The organism is Agromyces sp. 3263, assembly GCF_031456545.1.
Classification (GTDB): domain Bacteria; phylum Actinomycetota; class Actinomycetes; order Actinomycetales; family Microbacteriaceae; genus Agromyces.
Genome location: NZ_JAVDUV010000002.1, coordinates 1,033,000 through 1,046,481, shown reverse-complemented (window position 1 = coordinate 1,046,481; position 13,482 = coordinate 1,033,000). Strand labels below are relative to the sequence as shown.

Annotated in this window: 12 protein-coding genes; 11 read left to right on the top strand and 1 reads right to left on the bottom strand. The window is 69.1% G+C overall.

Annotated elements, in window-relative coordinates; genetic code table 11:
• The first annotated feature begins 9 nt into the window (after positions 1-9).
• The 6 genes from J2X63_RS18110 to J2X63_RS18085 all read left to right on the top strand — a co-directional run bounded on the left by J2X63_RS18110 (position 10) and on the right by J2X63_RS18085 (position 8,616).
• A complete protein-coding gene (locus tag J2X63_RS18110) occupies positions 10-1,629 on the top strand; it encodes an ABC transporter substrate-binding protein (RefSeq protein WP_309979835.1) in 1,620 nt (539 codons plus the stop codon).
• Between the two features lie 182 nt (positions 1,630-1,811).
• A complete protein-coding gene (locus tag J2X63_RS18105; RefSeq protein WP_309979833.1) occupies positions 1,812-2,741 on the top strand; it encodes an ABC transporter permease in 930 nt (309 codons plus the stop codon).
• A complete protein-coding gene (locus tag J2X63_RS18100) occupies positions 2,731-3,687 on the top strand; it encodes an ABC transporter permease (protein WP_309979831.1) in 957 nt (318 codons plus the stop codon). Before J2X63_RS18105 ends, J2X63_RS18100 begins: the two co-directional genes overlap by 11 nt.
• A complete protein-coding gene (locus J2X63_RS18095; RefSeq protein WP_309979829.1) occupies positions 3,684-5,456 on the top strand; it encodes an ABC transporter ATP-binding protein in 1,773 nt (590 codons plus the stop codon). The genes J2X63_RS18100 and J2X63_RS18095 overlap by 4 nt, the downstream gene beginning before the upstream one ends.
• Before the next feature lie 226 nt (positions 5,457-5,682).
• Positions 5,683-7,587: a translational GTPase TypA gene (gene typA / locus J2X63_RS18090; RefSeq protein WP_159602871.1), complete on the top strand. Its 1,905-nt coding sequence runs from the start codon at positions 5,683-5,685 to the stop codon at positions 7,585-7,587.
• 201 nt (positions 7,588-7,788) lie between these two features.
• On the top strand, positions 7,789-8,616 hold the full coding sequence (locus J2X63_RS18085; protein WP_309979825.1) for a M23 family metallopeptidase: 828 nt from the start codon (positions 7,789-7,791) through the stop codon (positions 8,614-8,616).
• A 40-nt stretch (positions 8,617-8,656) separates the two neighbouring features.
• Here the strand turns inward: J2X63_RS18085 and J2X63_RS18080 are convergent, their stop codons facing one another.
• Positions 8,657-9,502, bottom strand: a complete 846-nt coding sequence (locus J2X63_RS18080; protein WP_309979823.1) for an enoyl-CoA hydratase-related protein — start codon at positions 9,500-9,502, stop codon at positions 8,657-8,659.
• A 161-nt stretch (positions 9,503-9,663) separates the two neighbouring features.
• Between J2X63_RS18080 and J2X63_RS18075 the strand changes: the two genes are divergently transcribed.
• From J2X63_RS18075 to J2X63_RS18055, 5 genes are all read left to right on the top strand, one after another.
• Positions 9,664-10,125 carry a hypothetical protein gene (locus tag J2X63_RS18075; protein ID WP_309979821.1) on the top strand — a complete coding sequence of 154 codons (462 nt, stop codon included), beginning with the start codon at positions 9,664-9,666 and terminating at the stop codon, positions 10,123-10,125.
• A complete protein-coding gene (locus tag J2X63_RS18070; protein WP_309979819.1) occupies positions 10,122-10,529 on the top strand; it encodes a DUF6113 family protein in 408 nt (135 codons plus the stop codon). The genes J2X63_RS18075 and J2X63_RS18070 overlap by 4 nt, the downstream gene beginning before the upstream one ends.
• Positions 10,530-10,566: 37 nt before the next feature.
• Positions 10,567-10,887: a ferredoxin gene (gene fdxA / locus J2X63_RS18065; protein WP_309979817.1), complete on the top strand. Its 321-nt coding sequence runs from the start codon at positions 10,567-10,569 to the stop codon at positions 10,885-10,887.
• Between the two features lie 2 nt (positions 10,888-10,889).
• Complete coding sequence (dapC, locus tag J2X63_RS18060; protein WP_309979814.1) at positions 10,890-12,005, top strand: succinyldiaminopimelate transaminase; 1,116 nt, start codon at positions 10,890-10,892, stop codon at positions 12,003-12,005.
• 155 nt (positions 12,006-12,160) lie between these two features.
• Positions 12,161-13,471: a citrate synthase gene (locus tag J2X63_RS18055; RefSeq protein ID WP_309979812.1), complete on the top strand. Its 1,311-nt coding sequence runs from the start codon at positions 12,161-12,163 to the stop codon at positions 13,469-13,471.
• Positions 13,472-13,482: the final 11 nt, after the last annotated feature.

Sequence of the window (13,482 nt, the reverse complement as noted above, 5' to 3'; positions counted from 1 at the left end):
GGAGGAACATTGAAGATCAAGAGATTTGGCGTTGTCGCCATTGCTCTTGCGGCCGCGGGAGCGCTCACGCTCTCGGGCTGCACCAGCGGTGACGCCTCGTCGTCGGCCGGCGCCGGCGACTCCAGCGCCGTGGTCACCACGAACGGTTCTGAGCCCCAGAACCCGCTGGTCCCGACGAACACCAACGAGACCGGTGGTGGCAAGATCCTCGACGCGATCTTCGCGGGCCTGATCTACTACGACGCCAAGGGCGCTCCCGTCAACGACGTCGCCGAGTCGATCGAGACCGACGACGCGCAGAACTACACCATCAAGCTCAAGGCCGACCAGAAGTTCTCGAACGGCGAGCCGGTCACGGCCAACTCGTTCGTCGACGCCTGGAACTACGGCGCACTCCTCTCGAACGAGCAGCTCTCGAGCTACTTCTTCGAGTCGATCGAGGGCTTCAGCTACGACGAGGACTCGGAGCTCACGGGCCTCGAGGTCGTCGACGACACGACCTTCACGGTCAAGCTCAAGCAGCCCGAGTCGGACTTCCCGCTGCGCCTCGGCTACTCGGCGTTCTACCCGCTGCCCGAGTCGGCCTTCGAGGACATGGAAGCCTTCGGTGAGAACCCGGTCGGCAACGGCCCGTACATGCTCGACGGCGAAGGCGCCTGGAAGCACAACGAGAAGATCGACCTCGTCGTGAACCCCGACTACGACGGCCCCCGCAAGGCGGCCAACGGCGGGCTCGACATCGTCTTCTACGCCACGCAGGAAGCGGCCTACGCCGACCTCCAGGGCGGCAACCTCGACGTGCTCGACGCCATCCCCGACGGCGCGCTGTCGACCTTCCAGGACGAGTTCGGCGACCGCTCGGTCACGCAGGCCGCGGCGATCTTCCAGTCCTTCACCGTCCCCGACCGTCTCGCCCACTTCGGTGGCGAGGAGGGCAAGCTCCGTCGCGCCGCCATCTCGAAGGCGATCGACCGCGAGGAGATCACCGACGTGATCTTCTCCGGCACCCGCACCCCGGCGCACGACTTCACCTCGCCGGTCATCGACGGCTACTCCGAGGACATCCCCGGATCCGAGGTGCTCGACTTCGACGCCGACGAGGCGAAGAAGCTGTGGGCCGAGGCCGACGCGATCTCCCCGTGGGAGGGCTCCTTCCAGATCGCCTACAACGCCGACGGCGGCCACCAGGCCTGGGTCGACGCTGTGGCGAACCAGCTGAAGAACAACCTCGGCATCGACGCGTCGGGCGCTCCGTACCCGACCTTCGCCGAGGTCCGCACCGCGATCACCGACCGCACCATCCAGACCGCGTTCCGCACCGGTTGGCAGGCCGACTACCCCGCCCTGTTCAACTTCCTCGGACCGATCTACGCGACGGGTGCCGGCTCGAACGACGGTGACTACTCGAACCCCGAGTTCGACGCCCTGCTCAAGGAGGGCCTCGCGCTCACCGACCTCGACGCCGCGAACGAGAAGTTCCAGCAGGCGCAGGAGATCCTCTTCAAGGACCTCCCCGCGATCCCGCTGTGGTACTCCACGGTCAACGGCGCGTGGAGCGAGTCGGTCGACAACGTGGAGTTCGGCTGGAACTCGGTTCCGCTGTACTACCAGGTCACCAAGAGCGAGTAATTCTCGTTCAGGGGCACTCGGGGTTAGACTCTGAGGCGCCCGTGGGGCGGCAGCCATTCGGCTGCCGCCCCACTCCCACGTATCCCCGATGCCGCCCCGATCGGCGTAGCATCGAGTGGACGACTCGCAAACGGTGAGGTTTCTTCAACATGTCAACAATCACGAACAGCGGGGCCTGATCCATGGCCGGCTACATCGTGCGCCGACTGCTTCAGGCGATCCCTGTCCTGCTCGGCACCACCTTTCTGATCTACTACATGGTCTTCGCAATGCCCGGAGACCCGATCGTCGCCCTCTTCGGCGACAAGACGCCGCCCCCGCAGGTCCTCGACCAGCTCCGCGAGCGCTACCACCTGGACCAGCCGTTCATCGTCCAGTACCTGATCTTCCTCGGCAACATCTTCCGCGGTGATCTCGGCACCTCGTTCTCGGGTCAGCCCGTCTCCGAGATCCTCGCGACGACGTTCCCCGTCACCCTCCGCCTCGCCGTCATCGCGGTCTTCTTCGAGATGGTCTTCGGCATCTCGGTCGGCCTCATCTCGGGCCTGCGCAAGGGCGGCATCTTCGACGCGAGCGCGCTGGTGGTGAGCCTCATCCTCATCTCGCTGCCGATCTTCGTGGTCGCCTTCGTGGCCCAGTACATCTTCGGCATCCAGTTGGGATGGTTCCGCACCACCGTCGGTCCGGGAGCTCCAACGCAAGACCTGATATTGCCGGCGCTGGTGCTGGCGACGATCAGCTTCGCCCAGATCGTGCGACTGACGAGGGCGTCAGTCATCGACACGGGCACGCAGGACTTCGTTCGCACCGCCGCGAGCAAGGGCCTGTCCCGCACCCGCATCATCCCCGTGCACATCCTGCGCAACTCGCTCATCCCCGTCGTCACCTATCTCGCCGTCGACTTCGGCGTGCTGATGGTCGGCGCGACGGTCACCGAGGGCATCTTCAACGTGCCCGGCGTCGGCCGCACCCTCTACCAGGCGATCATCCGCGGAGAGGGACCCACCGTCGTCTCCTTCGTGACCGTCATGGTGCTGATCTACCTCGTGGTGAACCTGCTGGTGGATCTGCTGTACGCCGTTCTCGACCCGAGGATCCGCTATGCCAAGTAACATCACCCGACCAGACCAGCAGCACTTCGTCGCTCCGCTGGAGGAGACGCCGCTCGTCGCGATCGACAAGGTCAAGACCGAGGGCAAGCCCACCAACCTCTGGATCGACGCGTGGAACGACGTGCGCAAGCGCCCGATGTTCTGGATCTCGTCGGTCCTCATCGTGCTCGTCGTCGTCGTCGCGCTGTTCCCGGGCCTGTTCACGCAGGTTGCCCCGAACAACGACTGCCAGCTGTCCAACAGCAATGGCGGGCCCGCCGACGGCCACCCGCTCGGCTTCACCAAGCAGGGGTGCGACATCTACTCGCGCATCATCCACGGCACGTCGACCTCGCTGTCGGTGGGCATCATCGTGACCGTGCTGGTGTTCGTGCTCGGCATCGTCTTCGGCGCCTTCGCGGGCTTCTACGGCGGCTGGATCGACTCGGTCCTCTCGCGCCTCGGCGACATCTTCTTCTCCATCCCCTACATCCTCGCGGCCGTGGTCATCATGTCGGTGTTCTCGCAGTACGCGAACGTGTGGGTGATCTCACTCGCCATCGGCATATTCGCGTGGCCGGCGACGGCGCGCGTGCTCAGGGCCGAGATCCTCAGGGTGAAGAACGCCGACTTCGTGATGGCTGCGACCGCCCTCGGCGTCTCGCGGTTCCGCATCCTGGTCCGTCACGTGCTCCCGAACTCGATCGCTCCCGTCATCGTCATCACGACGATCTCGCTCGCCGCGGCGATCGTCGCCGAGGCGACGCTGTCGTTCCTCGGCGTCGGCCTGCCCTCGAGCACCATGTCGTGGGGCAATGACATCAGCGCCGCCCAGACCGACCTCCGCACGGCGCCGCAGGTGCTGATCCTGCCGTCGATCGCGCTGTCGATCACCGTGCTGAGCTTCATCATGCTGGGCGAGGTCATCCGTGACGCGCTCGACCCGAAGGCGAGGGCCCAGCGATGACCGAGATCGTGAACGGAAGCAACGTGCAGCAGCGCACCGCGGTCGATGTCGGGGAGCGCCCGCTCCTCGAGATCAAGGACCTCCAGGTCGGATTCACCACCCAGGACGGCCTGGTCAAGGCCGTCGACGGGGTGAACATCACCCTCTACCGCGGGCAGAGCCTCGCGATCGTGGGGGAGTCCGGTTCCGGCAAGTCCACGACCGCGCACGCGATCATCAACCTCCTGCCCGGCACGGGTCACGTGTCGGGCGGCCAGATCCTCCTCGACGGGCAGGACCTGACCAAGGCCTCGCCCAAGGAGATGGAGGGCATCCGCGGTCGGAAGATCGGCTTCGTGCCCCAGGACCCGATGTCGAACCTCAACCCCGTGTGGTCGATCGGCTTCCAGGTCGAGGAGGCCATCAAGGCCAACGGCATCGCGACGGGCCGCAAGGAGGTCAAGCAGCGCGCCATCGAGGTGCTGAAGCAGGCCGGCCTGCAGGACGCCGACCGGCGCCTGAAGCAGTTCCCGCACCAGTTCTCGGGCGGCATGCGCCAGCGCGTGCTCATCGGCATGGGCCTCGCTGCCGACCCGCAGCTGCTCATCGCCGACGAGCCCACCTCGGCGCTCGACGTCACCGTGCAGCGCGTCATCCTCGACCACCTCGAGTCGCTCACCCGCGAGCTCGGCACGACCCTGCTGTTCATCACGCACGACCTCGGCCTCGCCGCGGAGCGCGCCGAGCAGCTCGTGGTCATGTACAAGGGCAAGGTCGTCGAGTCGGGCCCGTCGGCGCAGATCCTGCAGAACCCGCAGCACCCGTACACGCAGCGGCTGGTCGCCGCGGCGCCGAGCCTCGCCTCGCGCCGCATCCAGGCCAGCGGCAGCATCGCCGCGGCGGAGTCGTCCATGGCGTCCGACGCGTCGGACGCCGCCGGTGACACGATCGACCTCATCGCCACGGCCGAGGCCCGCGCCGAGGCGCTCGCGGCCGTGGCATCCGCCCCGCCTGCGATCGTGGTGGAGGACCTCACCAAGGTCTTCAAGATCCGCGGCTCCGGCGAGTTCACGGCGGTCGACAACGTGTCGTTCCAGATTCCCAAGGGCACCACGATGGCGCTCGTCGGCGAGTCGGGTTCGGGCAAGTCGACGGTCGCGAAGATGCTCCTCAAGCTGGAGGACGCGACGAGCGGCAAGATCGTGGTCGGCGGCAACGACCTGGCGAGCGTCACCGGCAAGGAGCTCTTCAACCTCCGCAGCCGCATGCAGCCGGTGTTCCAGGACCCGTACGGCTCGCTGAACCCGCTGCGCAACATCGGCAACACCATCGCGGAGCCGTTGCACACGCACAAGGTCGGCACCAAGGCGACCCGCCGCGCGCGGGTGCTCGAGCTGCTCGACCAGGTGTCGCTGCCGCGCACGCTGGTGAGCCGCTACCCGAACGAGCTCTCGGGCGGCCAGCGCCAGCGCATCGCGATCGCGCGGGCGCTCGCGCTGAAGCCCGAGATCCTCGTGCTCGACGAGGCGGTCTCCGCCCTCGACGTGCTGGTGCAGGCCCAGATCCTGCGCCTGCTCGCCGATCTGCAGGCCGAGCTGGGGCTCACCTACCTGTTCATCACCCACGACCTGGCCGTCGTGCGCGTCATCGCCGACCACGTGTCGGTGATGCAGCGCGGCCGGATCGTCGAGTCGGCGACCACCGACGAGGTGTTCGACAACCCCAAGGAGCAGTACACCCGCGACCTGCTCGCGGCGATCCCCGGGGCCGGCATCGAGCTCGGGGCGTAGCCCGAAGCACCATCCGAACGCCCGGCATCCGCTCACCCGGATGCCGGGCGTTCGGCGTTCCCAGCCGAACCCACGCCTCGCACGGTAGGCTTGTCGGGTGCGCGCCGTGGACTCGGCTTCGCGCAATCCCACAGACCTTCACACCCAGCGCTTCCGCGCTGCCGCCGCGCCGCCCGCGAGGGCCGCGTCGGTGCCACGTGACGACACGCATCACTGAGGACCAACCATGGCCAACGCCACCCGCAACGACCTGCGCAACGTCGCGATCGTCGCCCACGTCGACCACGGCAAGACGACGCTCGTCGACGCCATGCTCAAGCAGACCCACTCGTTCGCCGACCACGCCCACGTCGACGAGCGCGCCATGGACTCGAACGAGCTCGAGCGTGAGAAGGGCATCACGATCCTCGCCAAGAACACGGCGATCAGCTATGAGGGCGTCCACGCGCCCGACGGTCCCGTGACGATCAACGTGATCGACACCCCGGGCCACGCCGACTTCGGCGGCGAGGTCGAGCGCGGCCTCTCAATGGTCGACGGCGTCGTGCTCCTGGTCGACGCATCGGAGGGTCCGCTGCCCCAGACCCGGTTCGTGCTCCGCAAGGCGCTCGAGGCCCGGCTGCCGGTCATCCTCCTCGTGAACAAGACCGACCGTCCCGACGCTCGCATCGCCGAGGTCGAGGAGGAGAGCCACGACCTGCTGCTCGGACTTGCGAGCGACCTCGTCGACGACGTGCCCGACCTCGACGTCGACGCGCTGCTCGACGTGCCGGTCGTCTACGCGTCGGGCAAGGCCGGTCGCGCGTCGCTCACCCGTCCTGCCGATGGCTCGCTCCCGGCCGAAGACGACCTCGAGCCGCTCTTCGGCGCGATCATCGAGCACATCCCGGCGCCGAGCTACGACGACGAGGCACCGCTGCAGGCGTGGGTCACGAACCTCGACGCCTCGCCGTTCCTCGGCCGACTCGCGTTGCTGCGCGTCTTCAACGGCCGTATCAGGAAGGGCCAGACCGTGGCGTGGGTGCGTCACGACGGCTCGCACTCGAACGTGCGCGTGACCGAGCTCCTGAAGACGAAGGCCCTCGAGCGCTTCCCCGCTGAGGAGGCCGGGCCCGGCGACATCATCGCCGTCGCGGGCTTCGAGGACATCACGATCGGCGAGACGCTCGCGGATCCCGATGACGTGCGCCCCCTGCCCGCGATCCACGTCGATGACCCCGCGATCTCGATGACCATCGGCACGAACACCTCGCCGATCGTCGGCAAGGTGAAGGGCCACAAGCTCACGGCGCGCATGGTCAAGGACCGCCTCGACCGCGAGCTCGTCGGCAACGTGTCGCTCAAGGTGCTCGACATCGGCCGTCCCGACGCGTGGGAGGTGCAGGGCCGTGGCGAGCTCGCGCTCGCGATCCTCGTCGAGCAGATGCGCCGCGAGGGCTACGAGCTCACGGTGGGCAAGCCCCAGGTGGTCACGAAGCAGGTGAACGGCAAGACGCACGAGCCCTACGAGCACCTCACGATCGATGCGCCCGAGGAGTACCTCGGTGCGATCACGCAGCTCCTGGCCTCGCGCAAGGGCCGCATGGACAACATGTCGAACCACGGCACGGGCTGGGTGCGCATGGAGTTCATCGTGCCGAGCCGCGGCCTCATCGGGTTCCGCACCGAGTTCCTCACGACGACGCGCGGTACGGGCATCGCGAACGCGATCTCGCACGGGTACGACGAGTGGGCCGGTCAGATCGTCACGCGCAACAACGGCTCGATCGTCGCCGACCGCGCGGGCGTCGTCACCCCGTTCGCGATCATCGCCCTGCAGGAGCGCATGACGTTCTTCGTGAACCCGACCGAAGAGGTCTACGAGGGCATGGTCATCGGCGAGAACTCGCGCAACGACGACATGGACGTGAACATCACCAAGGAGAAGAAGCTGACCAACATGCGTCAGTCGACCTCCGACACCTTCGAGTCGATGACGCCGTCGCGCCAGCTCACGCTGGAGGAGTGCCTCGAGTTCGCCCGCGAGGACGAGTGCGTCGAGGTCACGCCCGAGAAGGTGCGCATCCGCAAGGTCGAGCTCGACCAGACCGCGCGCGCCCGTGCGACATCGCGCCTGAAGAAGCAGGGCTGATTCACAGATTCAGCGTCCGATGAGCGGATGTCCCGAGCGCGAGCTCGGGGCATCCGCTCAGTTCATTGCGCGCTGCGCAACGGAAAACGGATGCCGATCCGACGAGGTAACGGTCGGGTAACGGATGAATCTCCCAGATTCGGTGCGTACGGTAGCCGGGATCGCCTCGAGACTTCTGACCCGGATACGTAACGCACCTGCATGAATTCCCCCACTCACGGCCGCCGCGCCGCCCCGAAGCCCCCTGCCTCCTCCCGCGCCCGCGCCTTCGGTGCCGGCCCCCGCGCCGCCCGCACGAGCCCTGACCGCACCGCTCGCAGCCGATCGCTGCGGCCCGCGTTCTCGGTGATCGCGATGACGTTCGCCTCGGGCATGCTCGTCGCGACGAGCGTGCCGGCCCTGGCGATCACCGCGACCGACGCCGAGCCGCGCGCCTCCGTGTACGCTCCGGTCGAGGACTCGATCACGCTCGCCCCCCAGGCCATCGAGGTCGCGCACGAGGCCGAGCTGAAGCCCATGGCGGTCGAGGGCTATGCGGTCGAGGCCGCGCCGCCGCCCCTCCTCTCGCAGGTCGCCGGCCTCGGCAGCGTCTCGATCATCAAGGCCGACCTCGTCGTCTGGCCGGTGCTGACGCCGCAGAAGCGCTCGGACGGGTTCGGCCCCCGGAACGCGCCCTGCGCCGGCTGCTCGACGAGCCACGACGGCGTCGACTTCAACCCGGGCAACGGCTCGCCGGTGATGTCGATCGCCGATGGAGTCGTGGTGCTGGCCACCGAGAACGGCGGCGGGCTCGGCGTGAACGTCGAGGTGCAGCACAACATCGACGGCGAGCTCGTCACGAGCTCGTACGCGCACATGCAGTTCGGCTCGCTGCAGGTCGTCGAGGGCCAGCGCGTGAGCGCGGGCCAGCAGCTCGGTGCCGTCGGCACAACCGGCCAGTCCACCGGCCCGCACATGCACCTCGAGATGTTCGGCGCCGACGGCGTGCGCTTCGACGGCTTCGCCTGGCTCGACGACCACATCGCCTGAGCAGGGCCGCCCGGGCGCGAACCGGGTCGGTCGCTCCCGGTCAGGCGGGCGTGGTGCCGGCGCCGGCGCCGGCGCCGTCGGCGAACCGCGGCTCGCGCTTCTCGAGGAAGGCGGCCACGCCCTCGGCCTTGTCGCCGGTGCGGAACGCGTCCTCGAACCCGGCGATCTCGAGCTCGGTGGCGGTGTCGGTGGCCTGGCCGGATGCCGCGACGAGCACACGCTTGGCGAGGCCCACCGCCGACGCCGAGCCGGTCGCCATGAGCTCCACGGTCTCCCGTGCTCCGGCCAGGAGCGCCTCGCGGTCCTCGAACCGCCGCAGCACGAGCCCCGCGGCCACCGCCTCCTCGATCCCGATCTGGCGCCCGGTGTAGATCAGCTCGCGCGCGCGTGCCGGCCCCACCACTCGGGGCAGCCGCACGGTGCCGCCGAACCCGGGGATGAGGCCGAGCTTCACCTCGGGCTGGCCGAAGCGCGAGGCATCCGTCGCGTAGATGAAGTCGCACGCCAGCGCGAGCTCGAGCCCGCCGCCGAGCGCGAACCCGTCGACGCAGGCGATGACCGGAAGGGGGAGCGCCTCGATCGTGGCGGCCACGCGGTGACCGAGTCGTGCGGTCTCCGCCCCCTCGGCCGGGGTGGACCGCGACAGTGCCCGGATGTCGGCACCGGCGACGAACGCCCGCCCGCCCGCGCCGACGAGCAGCACTCCGGCGAGGTCGCCCGGGTCGTCGGACAGGCCGTCGAACACGGCCGCCAGCGCGCCGAGCACCTCGGGGGAGAGGGCGTTGAGCGACTTCGGGCGGTCGATGACGACGGTGGCGACGCGGCCGTCGCGTTCGACGCGCACCGCCCGCTCGTCGCCGTGGCTCGTCGCTGCGGCATCCGACATCGTCATCGATCCTTCCCGGCGGGCGGCCCCGCGACGCCCACCACGCTACGGCATCGGCGGCGCCGGTCGCCGGGCGGTAGACTCCGACGCGAGCGGATGCCGGGGGCACCGCCGGGCCGCGCGATCTTCCCGGGCCCGTCCACGCCAGCGAGGAGTTCGCCATGACGACCCTGACGACCACGACCCGCGCCGCCACCGCCGTGGCGATCGCGGGCCTCACCGCGTCGCTGCTCACCGGATGCTTCGGCAACCCCGCCGACCTCGTCAACAAGGGCGTCGAGGACGCGATCGAGGGCGCGACCGGCGGCGACGTCAGCCTCGGCGGCGAGCTGCCCGCCGACTTCCCGACGTCGATCCCGCTCGTCGACGGCGACGTGACGTTCGCCGGCGGCGCGGGTGATGCCGATGGACAGGGCTGGATCGTCGCCCTCACGTCCTCTGCGGCTGATCCAGTCGGTGACGCGGCAGCCGCGCTCGAGGGCGCCGGCTTCACCGAGGACACCACGATGACGGGCGGCGAGGCGGGCGCCCGGATCTTCACGAACCCCGAGTACTTCGTGCTCGTGGCCGGCGAGGGCGAGACGCTGACGTACACCGTCACCCCCAACACGAACCAGCAGTGAACGACGACGTGAAGCCCTCGCCGTTGGCGCGGGCGGGCATGTACGTGCTCGCCGCGCTGCTCGGGGCCATCTACGGGGCGGTCGCGACGATCGGCCATCGTCAGTCGGTGACCGTCGGCGACGTCGTCGTGCCGTGGGGACTCGTGCTCGCCCTGGCGGGCGTGCTGGCGCTGCTCGTCGGCATCCGCCTCGTCGCCGGCGGACGGTGGGTCGCCGCTGCGGCCGCCGCGGGAGTGATCGGCATGGTCGCGCTGCTCACGCTGCCCGGTCCGGGCGGATCGGTGCTCGTCGCCGGCGACATCGTCGGCACGGTGTGGGCGGTCGGCCCCGCGCTCATCGCCGTGCTCGTCGTGGCGTGGCCGGAGCTGCCGCAGCGGCGCGCCACGTCGGCCGCCGACGCATAGACTTGAGTTCCAGCCTTCGAGAGGACAGCGAGCCACTGTGACCTATGTCATCGCCCTGCCGTGTGTCGACGTCAAGGACCGCGCCTGTATCGACGAGTGCCCCGTCGACTGCATCTACGAGGGTGAACGCTCGCTCTACATCCACCCCGACGAGTGCGTCGACTGCGGAGCCTGCGAGCCCGTGTGCCCCGTCGAGGCGATCTACTACGAGGACGACCTCCCCGAGGAGTGGGCCGACTACTACAAGGCCAACGTCGAGTTCTTCGACGAGGTCGGCTCGCCCGGCGGCGCCGCCAAGGTGGGCGTGATCCCGAAGGACCACCCGATCATCGCCGCACTGCCGCCGCAGGCCCACTGACGATGGCGCTCGGAGCGCTGCCCGACTATCCCTGGGACCTCATGGCTCCCTATGCGGAGCGCGCGGCCGCGCACCCCGACGGGGTCGTTGACCTGTCCATCGGCTCGCCCGTCGACCCGACGCCCGAGGTCGTGCGTGAGGCGCTCGCCGGCGCGACCGACGCGCACGCCTACCCGCAGACGGTGGGCACCCCCGCGCTGCGCACCGCGATCGTCGAGTGGTTCGCACGCCGACGCGGCGTCGAGGGGCTCGACGCGGCATCCGTGCTGCCCACCATCGGCTCGAAGGAGCTCGTGGCGCTGCTGCCGTTCATGCTCGGCGTCGGCGAGGGCGACGTGGTCGTGCATCCCCGCGCGGCGTACCCCACCTACGAGATGGGCGCCCTCTTCGCCGGCGCGCGGGCGCTCGCGTCCGACGACCCCGAGGAATGGCCCGCTGCGACCCGGCTCATCTGGCTCAACACCCCGGGCAACCCAGACGGTCGGGTGCTCTCGGTCGACGAACTGCGGGCCGCCCGTGAGCGGGCGCGCGAGCTCGGCGCCGTGATCGTCAGCGATGAGTGCTACGCCGAGCTCGGATGGGATGCACCGTGGGACGAGCAGCCCGTGCCGAGCCTGCTCGACCAGCGCGTCACCGACAGTGACACCCGCCATGTGCTCGCCATCTACTCGCTCTCGAAGCAGTCGAACATGGCGGGCTACCGGGCCGCCTTCATCGCCGGATGCCGCGAGTCGATCGCCCGGCTGACCAACGTGCGCAAGCACGCCGGCCTCATGCTTCCGGCGCCGCTGCAGGCGGCCATGGTCGCCGCGCTCGCCGACGAGCAGCATGTCGCCGAGCAGAAGGAGCGATACCGCGCACGTCGTGACCTCCTCAGGCCGGCGCTCGAGGCAGCCGGCTTCCGCATCGACCGCAGCGAGGGCGGCCTCTACCTCTGGGCCACCGAGGGCCGCGACGCGTGGGAGTCCATTGCACGGCTCGCGGACCTCGGCATCCTCGCCGGACCGGGGCACTTCTACGGGGTGCACTACCCCGAGCACGTGCGGCTCTCCCTCACCGCCGACGACGAGCGCGTCGCCGCGGCATCCGCCCGTCTTCGCGCGTCGGCGGAGGCCTGAGCGCGCCCACTGTGCCAACCGCCAACGGAAGGCCCGATGTCTTGGGGGATGCGACAGTGTGCCCGGAGCACGTCTAGGCTGTATTCGGACCTCGGCCGACTCGGCCCCTGTCCGGAAAGCAGGTGACCGCGCAAGTGACGATCACAGGAGGCGCCGTGAGCGACGTCGTGAACCAGGCCGACGGGAAGACCCCCGCCACGGCGAGCCTCTCGTTCCCGGGCGGCGTCGCGGAGTTCCCGATCCAGCCGGCGATCGACGGCCACTCGAGCATCGACGTGTCGACGCTCACCCGGCAGACCGGCCTCACCGCGCTCGACTACGGCTTCGTGAACACCGCCTCGACGCGGTCGGCGATCACCTACATCGATGGCGAGCAGGGCATCCTCCGTTACCGCGGCTACCCGATCGAGCAGCTCGCCAAGGGCTCCACCTACCTCGAAGTGGCCTGGCTGCTCATCTACGGGCAGCTGCCCACCGCCGACGAACTGGGCGAGTTCGACGAGAAGATCCGCCGTCACACGCTCCTCCACGAGGACCTGAAGCGGTTCTTCTCCGCGCTGCCCCACACCGCGCACCCCATGTCGGTGCTGTCGAGCGCCGTGTCGGCGCTCTCGACGTACTACGAGGACTCCTCGGACCCGCACGATCTCGACCACGTCGAGCTCACGATGGTCCGGCTGCTCGCGAAGCTCCCCGTCATCGCGGCGTACGCGCACAAGAAGAGCATCGGGCAGGCGTTCCTGTACCCCGACAACTCGCTGAGCTTCGTCGACAACTTCCTGCGCCTGAACTTCGGCAACATGGCCGAGCCGTACGAGATCGACCCGGTGCTCTCGAAGGCGCTCGATCGCCTGCTCATCCTCCACGAGGACCACGAGCAGAACGCGTCCACGTCGACCGTGCGCCTCGTCGGCTCCACCGGCGCCAACCTCTACGCCTCGATCTCCGCGGGCATCCAAGCCCTCTCGGGGCCGCTCCACGGCGGGGCCAACGAGGCCGTGCTGCAGATGCTGGCCCGCATCCAGGACTCGGGCGAGGGCGTCGCGAAGTTCGTCGAGCGCGTGAAGCGCAAGGAGGACGGGGTGAAGCTCATGGGCTTCGGGCACCGCGTCTACAAGAACTACGACCCGCGGGCGAAGCTCGTCAAGGAGTCGGCCGACGAGGTGCTCGCGGGCCTCGGCGTGAACGACCCGCTGCTCGACCTCGCGAAGGAGCTCGAGCAGATCGCCCTCGAGGACGACTACTTCAAGGAGCGTCGCCTCTACCCGAACGTCGACTTCTACACCGGCGTGATTTACAAGGCGATGGGCTTCCCCACCCGCATGTTCACCGTGCTGTTCGCGATCGGGCGCCTGCCCGGGTGGATGGCGCACTGGCGCGAGATGAACCTCGACCCGCAGACCAAGATCGGTCGCCCGCAGCAGCTGTACGTGGGCGAGCCCGAGCGCAACTACCCCTCGGCCTGAGCGGCCGGGCG

Excerpts from the sequence above, each read along its gene's own strand:
- J2X63_RS18085 (WP_309979825.1), top strand. The coding sequence starts at position 7,789 with ATGAATTCCCCCACTCACGGCCGCCGCGCCGCCCCGAAGCCCCCTGCC.
- dapC (WP_309979814.1), top strand. The coding sequence starts at position 10,890 with ATGGCGCTCGGAGCGCTGCCCGACTATCCCTGGGACCTCATGGCTCCC.
- J2X63_RS18105 (WP_309979833.1), top strand. The coding sequence starts at position 1,812 with ATGGCCGGCTACATCGTGCGCCGACTGCTTCAGGCGATCCCTGTCCTG.
- typA (WP_159602871.1), top strand. The coding sequence starts at position 5,683 with ATGGCCAACGCCACCCGCAACGACCTGCGCAACGTCGCGATCGTCGCC.
- J2X63_RS18095 (WP_309979829.1), top strand. The coding sequence starts at position 3,684 with ATGACCGAGATCGTGAACGGAAGCAACGTGCAGCAGCGCACCGCGGTC.
- J2X63_RS18100 (WP_309979831.1), top strand. The coding sequence starts at position 2,731 with ATGCCAAGTAACATCACCCGACCAGACCAGCAGCACTTCGTCGCTCCG.
- J2X63_RS18080 (WP_309979823.1), bottom strand. The coding sequence starts at position 9,502 with ATGTCGGATGCCGCAGCGACGAGCCACGGCGACGAGCGGGCGGTGCGC.
- J2X63_RS18075 (WP_309979821.1), top strand. The coding sequence starts at position 9,664 with ATGACGACCCTGACGACCACGACCCGCGCCGCCACCGCCGTGGCGATC.